Source organism: Thiomicrorhabdus indica (assembly GCF_004293625.1).
GTDB classification, from domain to species: Bacteria; Pseudomonadota; Gammaproteobacteria; order Thiomicrospirales; family Thiomicrospiraceae; genus Thiomicrorhabdus; species Thiomicrorhabdus indica.
Window position 1 is genome coordinate 980,350 of the sequence record NZ_CP033040.1, and the last position, 16,213, is coordinate 996,562.

13 protein-coding genes are annotated in these 16,213 nt (G+C 41.9%); all 13 read left to right on the plus strand.

Annotated elements, in window-relative coordinates; all coding sequences use genetic code 11:
* The first annotated feature begins 120 nt into the window (after positions 1-120).
* The 13 genes from D9T12_RS04070 (at position 121) to D9T12_RS04130 (ending at position 15,956) form a co-directional block, all read left to right on the plus strand.
* Positions 121-1,824: an acetolactate synthase 3 large subunit gene (locus D9T12_RS04070; RefSeq protein ID WP_206199133.1), complete on the plus strand. Its 1,704-nt coding sequence runs from the start codon at positions 121-123 to the stop codon at positions 1,822-1,824.
* A gap of 10 nt (positions 1,825-1,834) precedes the next feature.
* Positions 1,835-2,326, plus strand: coding sequence for an acetolactate synthase small subunit (gene ilvN, locus D9T12_RS04075; protein WP_130536979.1), 492 nt, complete (start codon positions 1,835-1,837; stop codon positions 2,324-2,326).
* Positions 2,327-2,486: 160 nt separating this feature from the next.
* A complete protein-coding gene (gene ilvC / locus D9T12_RS04080; protein WP_130536980.1) occupies positions 2,487-3,503 on the plus strand; it encodes a ketol-acid reductoisomerase in 1,017 nt (338 codons plus the stop codon).
* A gap of 684 nt (positions 3,504-4,187) precedes the next feature.
* Positions 4,188-4,955, plus strand: coding sequence for a DUF1883 domain-containing protein (locus tag D9T12_RS04085; protein ID WP_130536981.1), 768 nt, complete (start codon positions 4,188-4,190; stop codon positions 4,953-4,955).
* Positions 4,956-5,135: 180 nt separating this feature from the next.
* A complete protein-coding gene (locus tag D9T12_RS04090) occupies positions 5,136-7,301 on the plus strand; it encodes an ATP-dependent nuclease (RefSeq protein WP_130536982.1) in 2,166 nt (721 codons plus the stop codon).
* A gap of 11 nt (positions 7,302-7,312) precedes the next feature.
* Entirely contained in the window at positions 7,313-9,238 is a 1,926-nt protein-coding gene (locus D9T12_RS04095; protein WP_130536983.1) for a UvrD-helicase domain-containing protein, read from the plus strand.
* Positions 9,239-9,497: 259 nt separating this feature from the next.
* Positions 9,498-10,235, plus strand: a complete 738-nt coding sequence (locus D9T12_RS04100; RefSeq protein ID WP_130536984.1) for a DUF2971 domain-containing protein — start codon at positions 9,498-9,500, stop codon at positions 10,233-10,235.
* A 77-nt stretch (positions 10,236-10,312) separates the two neighbouring features.
* On the plus strand, positions 10,313-11,206 hold the full coding sequence (locus tag D9T12_RS04105) for an AbiTii domain-containing protein (protein WP_130536985.1): 894 nt from the start codon (positions 10,313-10,315) through the stop codon (positions 11,204-11,206).
* Between the two features lie 238 nt (positions 11,207-11,444).
* Complete coding sequence (locus D9T12_RS04110) at positions 11,445-12,011, plus strand: hypothetical protein (protein WP_130536986.1); 567 nt, start codon at positions 11,445-11,447, stop codon at positions 12,009-12,011.
* Positions 12,012-12,054: 43 nt separating this feature from the next.
* Positions 12,055-12,486 carry an acetyltransferase gene (locus D9T12_RS04115; RefSeq protein ID WP_130536987.1) on the plus strand — a complete coding sequence of 144 codons (432 nt, stop codon included), beginning with the start codon at positions 12,055-12,057 and terminating at the stop codon, positions 12,484-12,486.
* Between the two features lie 244 nt (positions 12,487-12,730).
* On the plus strand, positions 12,731-14,302 hold the full coding sequence (locus D9T12_RS04120) for a hypothetical protein (RefSeq protein ID WP_130536988.1): 1,572 nt from the start codon (positions 12,731-12,733) through the stop codon (positions 14,300-14,302).
* Between the two features lie 11 nt (positions 14,303-14,313).
* The gene (locus D9T12_RS04125) at positions 14,314-14,661 is read left to right on the plus strand and encodes a hypothetical protein (protein WP_130536989.1); all 348 of its coding nucleotides are present in this window, start codon (positions 14,314-14,316) and stop codon (positions 14,659-14,661) included.
* A gap of 29 nt (positions 14,662-14,690) precedes the next feature.
* Positions 14,691-15,956 (plus strand): PA3715 family protein, encoded by a 1,266-nt coding sequence (locus D9T12_RS04130; RefSeq protein WP_130536990.1) that lies wholly within the window; start codon positions 14,691-14,693, stop codon positions 15,954-15,956.
* Positions 15,957-16,213: the final 257 nt, after the last annotated feature.

Here is a 16,213-nt window from a genome sequence, read left to right on the forward strand (position 1 = left end):
TCGCGCTTAACTTTTTATTTTGAAAAGTTTTTTTATTTTTAATGAATTTTACCGGCCGGTGGTTTGCAAGACCTGCACAAAAACTTTCGTTCGGTGAACTTAACCAAGAGGACCATTGTTGTGGAAATGACTGGTGCCCAGACTCTTGTCCATTTTTTGGAAGATGAGGGCGTAGAGCATATATGGGGGTATCCTGGTGGAGCGGTTTTGCCAATCTACGATGCCCTAGATACTGACGCTAAGAAATTAAATCATATTCTTGTCCGTCATGAACAAGCGGCTGTCCATGCGGCAGACGGCTATGCACGCTCTACAGGTAAGCCAGGAGTGGTCTTAGTCACATCCGGACCGGGTGCGACGAATGCGGTAACTGGTATTGCAACCGCCTATATGGATTCAATTCCTATGGTGTGCATTACTGGACAAGTACCAACAGGATTGATTGGTTTGGATGCGTTCCAAGAGATCGATACTGTTGGGATTACCCGACCAATCGTAAAACACAACTTCTTGGTCAAGGATGTTAATGATCTGGCAGATACGCTCAAAAAAGCGTTTTTCCTGGCTACAACGGGTCGACCTGGCCCTGTTGTCGTTGATATTCCGAAAGATGTTCAAAACGCCAAAAGCAACTATGTCTTCCCACAAGAAGTTGATATACGCTCCTATTTGCCTGTAACGAAAGGCCATAGCGGACAGATCAAGAAAGCGGTGGAAATGATGCTTTCTGCGAAGCGTCCTATTTTGTATACCGGTGGCGGTGTCATTTTAGGTGATGCTTCTGAAGAGTTGACAACGCTGACTCACAAGTTAGGCTTCCCAATTAACCAAACGCTGATGGGCTTGGGGGCATTTCCTGCTTCTGATAAGCAAGCGTTAGGCATGTTGGGAATGCACGGAACTTACGAAGCAAACTTGGCAATGCATCACTCGGATGTGATTATTGCGATTGGTGCGCGTTTTGATGACCGTGTCACTGGGAATCTTGAGAAATTCTGTCCCGACGCAAAAATCATTCACATCGATATTGATCCAGCATCGATTTCGAAAAACGTGATTGTCGATATTCCAATCGTTGGACCTGTTAAGCAAGTCTTAACGGAAATGATTCAAGTATTGGATAATACCAAGCAGAAAAAAGACGAAGAAGCACTTGCGACGTGGTGGCAACAGATCGAAGAATGGCGTGCAACGAACTGTTTGCGCTATGACACGACTGGCAAAAAAATCAAGCCGCAAGCAGCAATGGAAGCAGTCTGGAAATCAACAAACGGTGATGCCTATGTTTCATCGGATGTTGGTCAACACCAAATGTATGCGGCGCAATACTACCCATTTGATAAACCTCGTCGCTGGATTAATTCCGGTGGTTTGGGAACGATGGGCTTTGGTTTGCCTGCGGCGATGGGTGTGCAAATGGCGCATCCTGAAGCGATTAGCATTTGTGTGACAGGTGAAGGTTCGATTCAGATGAACATTCAAGAACTTTCGACTTGTTTGCAATACGGCTTGCCGGTAAAAATTATCTGCTTGAATAACGGTTTCCTAGGAATGGTTCGTCAGTGGCAGGAATTCTTCTATGAGCGTCGTTATTCGATGTCGTATATGGATTCATTGCCAGATTTTGTTAAGTTAGCAGAATCTTACGGCCACGTCGGTGTTCGTATTGACGATCCAAAAACCATGCAGGCGCAACTGGATGAAGTCTTCTCTGAGAAATACAAAGACCGTTTGGTGTTTGTCGACATCCTAACCGATCAGCAAGAGAACGTTTACCCAATGATTCCAGCGGGTGCGGGCTTAAACGAAATGATTTTGGTCTAGGGGAGCGAAGATGAAACATATTATTTCAATGTTAGTTGAAAATGAATCGGGTGCGCTGTCTCGAGTTTCAGGTCTGTTCTCTGCACGTGGTTACAATATCCAAGCACTGAATGTGGCACCAACTGAAGACGATACTCTGTCGCGTTTGACGTTGGTAACAGAAGGCACGGATCAGCAAATCGAACAAATCGTTAAGCATTTGAATCGTTTGATTGATGTGGTCAAGGTTTTGGATTTAACCGAAGGTCAGCACATTGAACGAGAATTGATGTTGATTAAGGTTTCGGCAACCGGCGATATGCGCGAAGAGTATATGCGTTTAGCGGACATCTTCCGTGCGGATATTATCGATGTCACACCGACGACTTACACCATTCAAATGGTGGGCGACAGCAAAAAATTAGACGCGTTTATCGATATTATCGATTCGGGACTGATTTTAGAAACAGTTCGCTCAGGAACGGTTGGTGTCTTGCGTGGCGAGAAGTGTTTAACGCTATAAAACGCTATAAAAAGACAAAACCGACCGGCCGGTAAACTTTATATCTGTACCGGCCGGTAAATACCCAGATGAATTCAAATGGGTAAATAACGAATTTTGAAAATTTATTTTGATTAACCTAGCGCCGCAGCTATGCGGGCGTTTTTAGAAAGGATAAAACATGCAAGCTTATTACGATAAAGACTGCGATCTATCAATCATCCAAGGCAAAAAAGTTGCTGTAATCGGTTTCGGTTCTCAAGGTCACGCACACGCGGCAAACCTAAAAGATTCTGGTGTTGACGTTGTTGTTGGTCTACGTCCAGGTTCTTCTTCTGTGAAAAAAGCAGAAGGTTACGGCCTAAAAACAGCTGACGTTCCAACTGCGGTTGCGGGTGCTGATGTTGTTATGATCCTGACTCCGGATGAGTTCCAAGCAGATCTTTACAAAAACGAAATCGAACCAAACATCAAACAAGGTGCAGCGCTTGCATTCGCTCACGGTTTCGCAATCATCTATAACCAAGTTAAGCCACGCGCTGACCTAGACGTTATCATGATCGCTCCAAAAGCACCGGGTCACACAGTACGTTCTGAGTTTGTTGCCGGTCGTGGTATTCCTGACCTAATCGCAATCGAACAAGACGCTTCTGGTACTGCGAAAGACATCGCGCTATCTTACGCTTCTGCTGTTGGTGGTGGTCGTACGGGTATCCTAGAAACCACTTTCCGTGAAGAGTGTGAAACTGACCTATTCGGTGAGCAAGCAGTACTTTGTGGTGGTGCAGTTGACCTAGTTAAAATGGGCTTCGAAACTTTGGTTGAAGCAGGCTACGAGCCAGAAATGGCCTACTTCGAGTGTCTACACGAATTGAAACTCATCGTTGACCTAATGTTCGAAGGTGGTATTGCCAACATGAACTACTCAATCTCAAACAACGCTGAGTACGGTGAGTATGTGACTGGTCCACGCGTTATCAACGAAGAATCTCGCGAAGCAATGCGTCAAGCGCTAGCAGACATCCAGTCTGGTGAGTACGCGAAAAACTTCATCCTAGAAGGTCAAGCGGGTTACCCATCAATGACTGCAATGCGTCGTCTAAATGCTGAGCACCCAATTGAGCAAGTAGGTGAAAAACTACGCGCTATGATGCCTTGGATTGCGGCGAATAAAATCATCGACCAAGACAAAAACTAATTTTTAGGGGCTTGTTTTCCTGATTTCTTTGTTGGAAGTTAGCTCGTTTACTAAATGTAAACGTCGCCAACTCAGAAAAAACGCCACCTAAAAATGAATGTTTGAAAAACCGGCTATATGCCGGTTTTTTTGTTTTAGGTATATAGAAAAAAGACTGTCATTACGAGGGCTCTTATGCCCGTGGCAATCTAATTTACCGGCCGGTTAGTTTTGTTATCTCGTTCTCACGCTCCTGCGTGGGAATGAATATTTTTCCCCGAAAAGCGCTCGCTAAAATTGAATGTTTGAAAATCCAGCTATTTGTATGGAAAACTACAATTTTTTACATTAATATCTTTATTAAATAAGCCTTGTCAATGACAAGTTTAAATAGGTAATACAAGGTAACTTGCCAAATTGACAGGAAATACATGATAAACAAGCATAATTGCCTGAAAATATTGCCAATATATTAAATAATCGGGCAAATATGCCTGATACTAAATGTTACGAGTGACCGCAAGCGGTCACTCGTAACGGGGTGGCGATAATAGATTTCATTGTTCGACTCGCTTGCGCTCCTCATAACAATGCAATCAACCTGACGTGTTTCACCCACAAAAAATTTTCAATTTTTCGTGCGCGAAGCCACGCAGGTTATCGCCACCCCGTTATGCCCCCGTATAGATAAGGAGTACTTGAAGAGTGCAGTTCATTCATACCGACCTTGGTCAAAGGAAGCGCGGGGAAATTGTAGAGATTACCCTGACAAGTGGTGCTAACGTCCGATTGATGGATAGCTCGAATTTTAATAGCTACAAAAATGGTAAGCGTCATCGCTACACCGGCGGACTCGCCAAGAAATCACCAGTTCGGCTGCAAATCCCTTCCTCTGGACATTGGCATGTTGCAGTAGATATGCAAGGGCTCAGAGGTAGTACAAGGGCTTCCGTTCGGGTTCTTCCCGGCGTATTGCCAGATATACAAGAACGTCCGTTAAGTGAAGTTCCAAGCCTTGTTCGAGATAACATTCCACCGTCAACAGAGACTGGCGCGGAGGTTCACGACGTTTTTATCTCTCATGCATCCGAAGACAAAGATGATTTCGTTCGCCCACTTGCAAACGCTCTTATTAGTGAGGGACTAAATGTATGGTTCGACGAAATGACCCTACGCATAGGCGATAGTCTTCGCCAAAAAATAGATAAAGGTCTAGCGAGTAGTCGAGTAGGCCTTGTTGTTTTGTCCCCAGCCTTTATCAGCAAGGGCTGGACCAACTATGAGCTAGACGGAATTGTTAGCCGAACCGTTTCTGGCGAGCAAATTCTTCTACCGATATGGCACAACATTACAAAACAGCAGGTAATGGATTTTAGCCCGTCCATAGCAGATAAAGTGGCGCGCAGTACTGCAACACACACAATTGAAGAAATCGCTACCGAAATAGCGGAATTAATAAGGTCCAAGGCATAACAAAGTGCTGCTAGGGACAAAATACGCTGCGCTCCGTTTTGCCCCTGAGTACGGCGTTATACGGCATCGCTCGAGTGTGCGTTTTCTACCGTAAGCGGGCATCGGTCGAAAAGTAGCAGAAAGAAATAATATTAAATGTAAGTCCCCTTGTCTTTGGTCCGTTTTTTAAGGTCTTGATACATGAAAATTACTTCCTTCGCTTTAAAGAATTACCGGCGGCTAGCCGATGTAACCTTAGTGCTTGATGATAAAACAGCGGTTCTTGTAGGTGCTAACAATAGTGGAAAAACGTCTTGCATTGGTGCTCTACATACATTTCTAAAAAGTCCGGAAAATCTCAAGGTTAGAGATATATCTAAGAAGAATTGGAGGAACATCCAAAATCTGGGTAAAGAAGTCGAAGTAGAGTTTCCCTCCATCGAGAAAATGCAGGAACTATCCGATGCTCTTATCAGGTTATTGCCTAGTTTAGATATCGAGATAACAGCGGAAGCGAGTGAGGCATATAAGGTTCGTGACATCCTACCAGACCTAGAGTGGAAAGGTGGTGCTCTATCCGTTCGCATAAATTATGAAGTAATTGATGTCTCCAAATTATTTAGTGAGTTTGTTGATACGAGAGTGGTAGTATCCAAGCATCAAGGTGAGGTAAGCCTATGGCCTAAAGATCTCTGTGATTTTTTAGAGAAAGGCCGGAACTTCAGTAAGTTCATAAAGCAAAAGCACTACGTTTTGAGCAAAGAGGCTGAGCCTAGTTCGAACGAAATTTTACAGCCGCTAAAATCTGAAGCTTTGAAAAAGTTAATTCGAGTAGACGTTATATCCGAGCAGCGGGGGCTAGGTGCTGAAGATAACGCAGATCAAAAAGGGCCATATTCAGAAAAGCAGCGGCTCAACAAGTTACTTCGAGACTATTATGAGCGTATTTTGAACCCAGAAGATTACCCAGAGGCTGACGACCTCAAAGTTTTGGGGCAACAGCAAAAATTAGAAAATGACTTCACCAAAAGATTAAACGATCAGTTTGAGGCTCCTTTCGAAGAGTTGAAAAGTATGGGTTATCCTGGTATTGGTGGTAATCCAACTGTTGAGATTTCCGCGCAAATTAGCGGGACGGATGCGTTGCAAAAATCGTCATCGGTACGATACCGTTTTGATAAAAAAGATGAAGAGTTTCTTCCCGAAAGCTACCTGGGGCTTGGCTACCAGAATCTCATCTATCTGACTTTTAGGCTTCTAGAATTCCGCGACAAATGGATGCGTGTTGGTAAATCGGCTTCTTCAGGGGACAATGTCGAAGAGCAGATTGAGCCAATTCACCTGGTCTTACTTGAAGAACCGGAAGTTAATCTTCACGCGCAAGTTCAGCGTGTTTTTGTATCGAAAGCTTACGATACTTTGCGGAATCATCCCGATTTGCGCGACAAGAATACCAAAAAAGATAAGTCTGAATACCAGACACAGCTCGTGATTAGCACCCACTCCAGTCATATTATTAATGATATTGACTTCAAAAATTTACGTTACTTTCGACGGAATGATGCAAACACGTCGTCCATCGCAATGGACCATACAACAATTGCAAACATGTCAGAGCTTTTTGCGAATGCGAAAGATGAGCTTTTGTTTGTAAGTAAACACTTGAAGCTCACTCATTGTGATATCTTCTTTGCCGACGGCGTTATATTCGTCGAGGGGCAAGCAGAGCGTCTTTTGGTACCAGAGTTCATTTCCAATAGCTTCCCGGATTTATCTAATCGGTACATCTCGATGCTCGAGGTGAACGGTGCTCACACGCACAAGTACAAAGCGTTAGTCGAGAAGCTTGGGGTCACGACTCTAGTGCTGACGGATCTTGACTCTGTTGATAACAACGGGAAGTCTTGTTTTCCGCAAAGAAACTCTGATCAAAAGAGCAACAATGATACTTTGAAGATCTGGCATCCACAGAAAGAAACGTTGGATGAGTTAGTAGATTTGCCCAAAACGGAACATATGACAACAAGTGAAGGTGCACCGCTTTACGTTGCTTTTCAGAAGCCGACCCAGATTTCTGAGAAGGAGGTCTTAGCCCGAACATTTGAAGATGCTTTGATATTGGCTAATTTTGACCAAGAGTATTTTCAGAAGAAACCCAAACTCAAAACTGCAAAATCGGCCCATGAAGATGATAGTAAGTCGTTGTCAGAGTCACTTTATGAATATGTGCAAGGTTTAAAAAAAGGCGACTTTGCCTTCGATTGCCTATTCCATCTCGCGGATAAAGAGTCGAATAGCTTCAACCCCCCTGAATACATGAGCGATGGCCTTAAATGGCTGGCAGCTCAGCTTTCACCAAAAGAATAGGGGGGGAAGTTATGTCAGAAGAATTCTACTTGGCTGAAACCAAACCCATAGATCATGACAGTGATGTTGATGAAGCTATTAAGGGGTGCCTGCGCATAGGGTCAGGAAAAAGCTTTATTACCTTCGCTGGGGCGGGATCAGGCAAAACCTACTCTCTAAAAAATGCTCTGGATTTCCTGAAAAATCAACACTCTGACGACTTTTCTCGGCGAGGAAAGCAAATTGCCGTTGTAACCTTTACTAACAACGCTGCAGATGAAATCAAGGACCGAATCGAGCAAAACCCGATCTTCGCGGTTTCCACGATTCATAGCTTTTGCTGGGATGCAATTGGCGGATTCAATGAGGACATTCGCAAGTGGTACTTGGAAAAAATTCCCACCGATTTAGAAGATCTCAAGGAAAAAGAAGATAAAGGCCGTGCAGGCAAGGCATCCGATGCCCGAAAAAGGGATATCACCCGCCTGACTAAGAAAATGGAATGGTTAGCGAAACCTCGCTCATTCGATTACGATCCAAACGGCATAAACTCCTCTCCAAATGCCCTTTCGCACGCGGATGTTTTGAAGATTTTCTCTAATTTATTGACCACCAAACCGATGATGGCGGAAGTCATAATAAATAAATTCCCGTTCATATTCATCGACGAAAGCCAAGATACTAATAAAGACGTTATTAGTGCATTCTTTGAGCTGCAAAAAGCCAAATCGGATAGAGTTGTTATCGGCCTGTTTGGGGATACGATGCAGCGTATCTTTGGCGGGGGAGAACCTGAGCTGGGTAAGACTAAGCCCAGTGGTTGGACTACTTTCGACAAGAAAATGAATCATCGATCAGCACGGCGCATCGTTGGTTTGGGGAATCAAATTCGTAGTGAGGATGATGAACGTAGCCAGTTTGCCCGAGATGGAGCCGCGGAAGGTTATGTTCGGTATTTTTTATTGTCGTACGGTGTTTCAGAAAAAGACCAAGTCGAAGAGAAAATTCGTGAGACTATGGCGGAAATTACGGGTGACGCAGACTGGAAAGATACTCAATCCAAAGAAACCGCTATCTTACTTTTGGAACATAAAATGGCTGGACGTCGACTTGGCTTTGGTGAGCTTTGGGACACGCTTTCAAGATCAGACAAAATTAAAGATCGGATTGCTGAAGGTGAAAATACCGAACTTAACTTCTTCTCTAGCATTGTTTTTCCTTTGGCTGAGGCGAGCCGGAAGGAAAGACGAGCCGAATTGATGTATATCTTGAGAGAAAGCAGGTCTCCGCTGTTGGAAGCCATTGCGCTTGATGCAAACAAGGGCGATCCGCTCGCGCTTGCCCGAGCCGCGGAACATGCATTTAGAGATGTGGTTTCAAATGATAAGGTCAGCTTTCGTGAAGTTTTAGAAGTACTTGCTAAGCACAAGCTACTTAGAATCCCAGAAAAATTGCAGTCGTTTGTGGCGGATTTAGAAGAAGCAGAGACTGAATCAGAGTCAGTCCAAACGGGAGCTGGCCCGGAGGGTGACCCAGAACCTAAGGAGCGGGATGATAGCGAAATTGCTGCTTGGGCTGAAGCCTTGGAGACTGGTTTCTTCCAGATTAAAAACTATAAAAACTACATCGATGAGAACTCAATTTTTCGAACCCATCAAGGCGTGAAGGGTAACGAATTCGAGCGTGTAATGGTTGTCATGGATGATGATGAAGCTGGTGGGTTCTTATTTTCCTACGAGCAGTATTTTGGCGCGAAGGAGCTTTCGCAAGCAAGCAAAAAAAAACGGGATGCAGGTGAAGAAACTGGTTTGGATCGAACCCGACGATTATTTTATGTCACATCTACTCGTGCGAAGAATAGCCTAGCTCATGTGATTTATACTTCAGATGTGACTAAAGTAAAGGAAAGTCTTATCAAAAAAAAATTAGCGCGAGAATGTGAAATTATTGAGTTATAAAATTATCGTTGAAACTGTATTTAATATTGAGTTTCACACTAAAGAGTCAATAGGAATGAACGTGATCCGAAGAATTATGTTGTTCAGGGGTGTTTTGTGGATGACCGCTTCCGGCCATGAGGGCAGTGAGAGGCTAGTTCAAGTTCCGTATAACAAAGCGCTGCTGTCGGACAAGTTTTCCGCTACGCTACAAATTTGCCGCAGAGCGCGGCGTTAGGCTTTATTCTTTCCCTATTAACTAATCTCATAAGTGAACAACATGACTCAATTCGTGAATTACTTGAATTTAAAAGACAGCGAGCTAGATCAATATATTTATAGAATCATTTCGCTAGACAGATTAAATCAATTGTTTAATGAAAAAGTAAATGTGCTTGTTAGTCCTGAGCTTTGGGATGACCCTTTTGAAAACTTCATTATGAAATCAAATGTAAGGTTTGACGATGGAACTATCGCGAATATTGATTTTAGTGATGATTACTATGGGCAGTGTTGGACTTTACATAAAGCATCTGATGCGATGTGGAGAATATATTCAAACGATAAAAAAAGTGTAAGAATTCGCACAACTGTCCGTAAGCTCGCTGAAAGTTTAAGCTCTACTCTCGGAGAATTGAAAAACGTCCAGTCTTACATAGGTAAAGTTGAGTATCTTCCAAATAAAGGACTGATGGCGTTTGCAAACACCGTATTAACAGGTCTACCACAGCCAACCAGTTTTGCCAAAACACTTCTTGTAAAAAGGCCAGCGTTTAGACATGAAAAAGAAGTTAGATTAATTTACATGGATAAAGATAAAAAAATAGATTCTAAGCTATTCAGTTATTCCATCGATCCTCACGAGTTAGTTGATCAAATTATGATTGATCCAAGGCTGACTAAAAGTGAAGCTAATGAAGTCAAAAAACAGATTATTTCTTCAACCAAATTTCAAGGCACAATAAAGAGGTCTCTTCTTTATGATCTTCCAGAAGGGATGGTATTCAATTTTAGATAAGCCTAACAATTCACTCAACCCGACCGCGCTAACGCGTGGCTGGTTAGCTTAAACGTTAAGGCACTCAAGGAGTATTGATGTCACTACTAAGAGAGATACAAGATGCGGCAATCGATTCCAAAACGGATCTTGCTAGCTTATTGCGTAAATGCAAGGTTTTAGCAGCTCGGCTCGGAAGCGAAGAGTTCAAGTCCTGGGTAGACTCTGAACTAAGTGGCTACAAGAATGTTGAGGACTTACCGGAATATAGAGTTTTGCATGTAACATCAAAAGGTCATTTTTCTGGTGCATTTGGCTCTGGTATGAATAACGCGGACATCCCCATGTTTTGTTTGCCAGAAAAATTTCGTGAAACCATGTCACGATCTAACATGATGGAGCCAGTTGCTTCTATTGAAGCCCTGGTAAGTAAATCAGACGGTGGAACTGCTCAAGAACCTTGGAACCCTGATTTTGTTGCAATGGTAGGTCAGAAAATCTATCAAGGCATGAACTGCATGCAAGCTTGGAAAGTAATTCCCATTACTGCGTTAATCGCCGCGCTAGATGAAATTAGAAATAGAATTTTGAATTTTGTCTTGGAAATAGAAGCGCAAGATCCTGATGCTGGCGAGGCTGCTCTGAATTCTTCTCCAGTACCTCCAGAAAAAGTAAATCAAATATTTAATACCTATATATCAGGCAGCGTTCAGAATGTTGCGACTGGTAGTCATAGCTTTGAGCAGCATGCTACAAACAACGATATAAATGCGGAATTATTCTCTCAGCTATTGGAGGCATTGCAGTCCGTTAACCAGCCAGAGATTACAGTGCCTCTATGTAACAATGTCGAAGAAATGCGCTCTAGTCAGGGCACTCAAAGCTTTAAAGAACACTATCAGCATTTTATGTCTTTGCTATCAAATCACATGACAGTGTTGGGTCCCGTCGTGGCCCCATTTCTTCCGGCTTTAGCGGCAATCGTGCCTTAACAAAGAGCTGCAGCGGATCAATTTTCGCTGCGCTCAAATTGCCCGCTGAGCTGGGCGTTACGAGCGACCGCAAGCGGTCGCCCGTAACGGGGTGGCGCTAATAGATTTCATTGTTCGACTCGCTTGCGCTCCTCGTAACAATGCAATCAACTTGACGCCTTTCAATCCCCAAAAATTAAAGTTTTTAGGTCGCGAAACCACGCAGGTTATCGCTACCCCGTTATAGCATTGGTAAATTATGACAAATGAAGAGCTAGATATTTTTTTAAGAACCTTTTACGAAATAAAAGAACAATCAGTTTCTGGAAGTTATGGTTTTGATGATAATTGGAATATTTTTATAAAAAAGATATTAGCTTTATCTCCAAAATCTTACGGAACAAAAATTCAAAATAGAGTCATTTTTCAAAATGATTTGAAACATGTGAAAGCAAATGAAGATAAAGGTGATTTCAGAAAAAACAGCAAATATTATGAAATCAAAACATCTATATTGACGGTAACAAATAAAGCAGCAAACATAACTGGCGTACGCCCCTGGCAACCCATTGATGGGTATTACATTCTTATTATAGATGCTAGAGATTTCGAAAATATTTGCACATATAATTTTCATTTAACTAAAGAGCAGATGAGTGAGGAATTAAAATGTCTAAAAGCTTTACCTCTTAATGGGACTAAAAGGGCAAACGAAGGCAACATAAACTTGCCTCAGAGATTTCAACTATCTTTAAATGATGGGAATTTCAAAAGATGGGTTCAACGTTACTCATTCGATACAGATGAAGTTATTAAAAAGTTATAACAATTCACTCAACCCGACCGCGCTGCCGGTTAGCTTAAACGTTATGAATATCGAGATCGTAGAAAAAACAGATCACCTTAAGCTGATAGAGATATGGGAGGCATCGGTCAGGGCAACCCACGACTTTTTAGCTGAAGCTGATCTACAGGAGTTAAAGACGTTAATTCTAGAACAGTATTTTGACGCTGTTGATTTAAGGTGCGTTAAAAATGGCAACGGTGAAATACAGGGATTTTGCGGCGTACATGACGGTAGTATTGAAATGCTGTTCATCTCACCTGATACGCGCGGAAAAGGCATCGGTGTCATGTTAGTGTCAAATGCTATCAATGAGCAGGGAGCATCAAAGGTCGACGTTAATGAACAGAATGAGCAGGCGCTAGGTTTTTATCAGCATATTGGTTTTAAGGTTACAGGACGCTCTCCAGTCGATGGGCAGGGTAAAGCCTATCCGTTGCTGCACATGGCGTTATAAAAATTTAACAAGCCAGCCACGGCGACGTTTTTTTCGTTGCGGCTTCTCCTTCACTACAAAGCCGCTGAGTGAAACCTATCTACGGGATAAATCATGAACCACAAAATTCTCGATAAAAAAGCTAAGAAGAGGTGACGAGTCTTTTCACGCCTGTTTTCCCCTCATCTGAGGAGAAGGAAAAAAGAAGGCTAATTAGTAACCTTGCCTCAGAGCTATCTTCAAGAGCCGATAGAAGTACTACTTCATGGAGATGATCCTCATTATTTTTCTGCTCCTCTTGCTGACCGGCATACTCGTTCTTGCCATTAGGTTAGTCAAGTGGATTTTAGTAAATAAAATAAGATCATGGATATGTTTAGGCATTGTGCTTGTCGGTTCGGTAGGATTGGGTATTCATCATTTCTTTTTCAAACAGATGATGCTCATCCAATCTGAAGTCTATCCTAATCTTTACTTAGTCAAGTATTATGAAAATGATGAAAATCAATTCCATTCATTAATCAGAGAAAAAATAAAAAATCACCTGAGTCATCAGATTCCCGATGGTAAAAAACTGAGCTACCAAAAAGACAACGTCATTTTCTTTTATGCGTATTACAAGGCATTTCCTATCAGTGTGTTTCAAGATGAAGGGACCGCATATTTCTTAGAAAATGAAGAAGACCTCGGTGGATTAGTGACTGAAGAGTTGGGGATGTATTTCAGATACAAGTTAGCAGAGTTTTATTATGCTCCCTGCGAATCTGAGCCAACACTTTATTGTGGTGAAATCAGTTATTTCAACGACGGTAACTTGGTTAAGTTTGAGCGTCTTACTAATCTTCACGTATATCAAAGCGTTGAAAAACCAATAGATACTGAGACTCTCATAGATCAACTTCAGTTGGCTTATTCAACAAAAAATGAAGAGCAGTTTCTAAATCAATTTCCGTCAGACTTTCAGCAGTTTGTCACTCTTTTTGGCTGGGATGAGCAAGCTGATCGTCCTAATAAACTATATAACGTGAGTGATGCGTATATTACTTATTTCTTCACGTTAATCGATAATGAAAGGTATCGAGAATTTGACGATAAGATAATTAGCATTGCTAAAGGTGGCAGATGGCAAGCGGACGCCGTCAATTATTTTCAAAATAAAGCATTAGTTTATATCAGGGATAAGCGTCGATATTACCTTATCAATGATCTGGACTACAGCGATGCAAAATCGGTTCTGTTTTTCCTTTTTGATGGACCTCATCCTAAGTTTGACAAAGTATTTACTCACAGTCTCAACAACGACAAAATGCATATCGTTTACGATTTGTTTGCGAATGAGTTTGCAGGATGGGAAGAGCGTTTGAACCCAATCAATAAAGATTTTTCCTATTACGTGGATAACGAAAACTACTTCATTAGAGATATTGATGTTAACAACGACTATGCAATGGATAAGGTTGTCAGTGCCAAGCCTTACCAATCAGATGACTTGTTGGTGTTTATCAATTCAGACGGGGTATATCGATTTGCTTTTAAAACGACCAATTTTTCACAAGATGGTGGCCAGCAAATTGTCGATGTGATTGCGGAGAAAAACGGATTTTACGTTCACACAAGGTTTCCAGATCGTGGCCTAAATGAGGCTTATCATCATATTGCTTTTATCGATCGAAAATTCATTTTCACCCATTCCGTAGTCAAGTTCAAAAAAAGTAATGAAGAAGGAGCGCCTACTTATACCTGTAATATCAAGCAGGGTATAGACTATAGTCATCCCAACTTATTGAACAAAATGGAATCGTTGCCAAATGAAGGGGAAGGCCAATCGCCTTGTTAATGAGAGCCGCCATGTTAAAACGGATTTTTGAATATGTACTTTGGGCCATAGCCGCTTTCTTGCTTGGCATGGGGTATATTTTCCTGCTCTTTACCTTTATTCTTGGAGAGATACCCGAAGAAACTAGCCTTATATCATTCGTTACTTTGAAACTATTTATTTTTGGTGTGATTTATGTTGGCTCCACCTTCGGTGTGATTTTGGCCGCGTTATTTATCTTGCTTGATGTTTTTTATTTAAAAAGAAAATGGCAGCAATCTAAACATTTTTTCCTAAAACGTGTGATTTCGCTGTTGCTTCTGTTAATCGTTGTGGCTGTGTTGCACTATCTTCTTGAAAAAACTTTTGATGTGATATGACTATGAACTCTTTGAGAACTGTCTTTTTGATGTCAGTCCTACTGCCTTTTTATGTTTTTGGGGGTGAGCAGCCTGATGTGGAGGATGCCGCATCAGAAGTTGAAATGGCGGTTGAAGTTGATACAAACCAGAGTACGAAAATTTCAGATTTTCAAAATGCACTTAAGTCGATACCAGAGAGAAAAGTGCCATTCATTGATAACACCAACTTTGATATTTTCATTGAACCAGAAGATTTTAAACCCATTGATGATGGTGCTTTAAATATTGAAGCGGTGTATCCGGATTTTTATCAAGAGACATCTAAGTACCGATCAGTGATGTCGTATAAAGTCAGCTTGTCACAACACTTTTATACGGTAGTTGTGACGTATTGGGTAGGTAAGTACGAAATGGAGTCTACCCTCATTAACTATGATATGCAGGGTAATGTCATTGACCATCAATTAGTTGCTTATGACGAGATTGGTAAAGGTCAAACGATAACAACGTCAAGAATCAGCGAACATGCGATAACCAGCCAGCACAGTTCTTGGGGATTGACTAAGGCGATTATTGAGGAGGAGTTTGTTATCAATCAAGATGGCACTATAGACAAGCTAGAGTCAAAAAATCTGAACGATACCATTGATAATGATGCATTGGTTTTATACGTTTTAAAAGAGATGGATCTTGCTCCGCTCTCGGTCAAAACAGATTTAGTTGTCTCCAAAACTAATCCAGAAACATCGCATGAAGTGATCGTGGTTATCCCTGAGATTGTCGATGAAGGAGAGGGCTATTTTGAGTTGAATAGCCATATCGTTATAGCTGATGATCGGTCTGGAAAAGTCACGCATCAGTATTTTGAAACTAGTCAAACAAATGGCTGGTATTCGGATGCTATCCGGCTTAGAGAAATTAACTTAGACACGGCGCCATACCGAGTAACACATGATATTCGGGCTTTTGGTGTTCGGGTACGACATGCTGGTACGTCTAGGGTGACTCAGTATCAAAGTGAAACGTTGAGCCTGTTTATCAAGACCGGCGATAAGCTAGAAAAAATTCTTGATAAATACCCGGTTAAAACCTTGAATGGTCAATGGGATGGTGAGTGTTCTGGTGAATTTACCGAAACTGACAGCATCTTGATGATGTCAGAACAACAATCCAATGGTTTTAATAACATCATCCTCAAAACCAAAGTTAAAACCATTACAGATAACGTGAGTGATGACGGGGAATGTAACTCTAACGAAAAGACTGCAACAAAAACAACGGTACTAAAATACAACGGCAAAGAGTACAAGTGAACTTGATGAGATAAAAGATTAGTGGCGATTCAAGCTTTCCCAACAGCTGAAGTGTCTAGAGCGATTAGATTATCTGAAGAAAGGTCAAGAAGTGATGTAATGCCAATGAATCATGCTCTTGCTACTAATTTCTCGCAAGATATGAAGTATAAAGGTGTCAGAGTAAAATTAAATTTCCCCGTGGGAATGCATATCTAACGAGGCGCACGATAATATCGACAAGCGGGTAATTAAAGGTTTTTGGATAGGAGTTGCAG

Excerpts from the sequence above, each read along its gene's own strand:
- D9T12_RS04090 (WP_130536982.1), top strand. The coding sequence starts at position 5,136 with ATGAAAATTACTTCCTTCGCTTTAAAGAATTACCGGCGGCTAGCCGAT.
- ilvN (WP_130536979.1), top strand. The coding sequence starts at position 1,835 with ATGAAACATATTATTTCAATGTTAGTTGAAAATGAATCGGGTGCGCTG.
- D9T12_RS04130 (WP_130536990.1), top strand. The coding sequence starts at position 14,691 with ATGTCAGTCCTACTGCCTTTTTATGTTTTTGGGGGTGAGCAGCCTGAT.
- D9T12_RS04110 (WP_130536986.1), top strand. The coding sequence starts at position 11,445 with ATGACAAATGAAGAGCTAGATATTTTTTTAAGAACCTTTTACGAAATA.
- D9T12_RS04125 (WP_130536989.1), top strand. The coding sequence starts at position 14,314 with ATGTTAAAACGGATTTTTGAATATGTACTTTGGGCCATAGCCGCTTTC.
- D9T12_RS04095 (WP_130536983.1), top strand. The coding sequence starts at position 7,313 with ATGTCAGAAGAATTCTACTTGGCTGAAACCAAACCCATAGATCATGAC.
- D9T12_RS04120 (WP_130536988.1), top strand. The coding sequence starts at position 12,731 with ATGGAGATGATCCTCATTATTTTTCTGCTCCTCTTGCTGACCGGCATA.
- D9T12_RS04115 (WP_130536987.1), top strand. The coding sequence starts at position 12,055 with ATGAATATCGAGATCGTAGAAAAAACAGATCACCTTAAGCTGATAGAG.
- D9T12_RS04100 (WP_130536984.1), top strand. The coding sequence starts at position 9,498 with ATGACTCAATTCGTGAATTACTTGAATTTAAAAGACAGCGAGCTAGAT.
- D9T12_RS04105 (WP_130536985.1), top strand. The coding sequence starts at position 10,313 with ATGTCACTACTAAGAGAGATACAAGATGCGGCAATCGATTCCAAAACG.
- ilvC (WP_130536980.1), top strand. The coding sequence starts at position 2,487 with ATGCAAGCTTATTACGATAAAGACTGCGATCTATCAATCATCCAAGGC.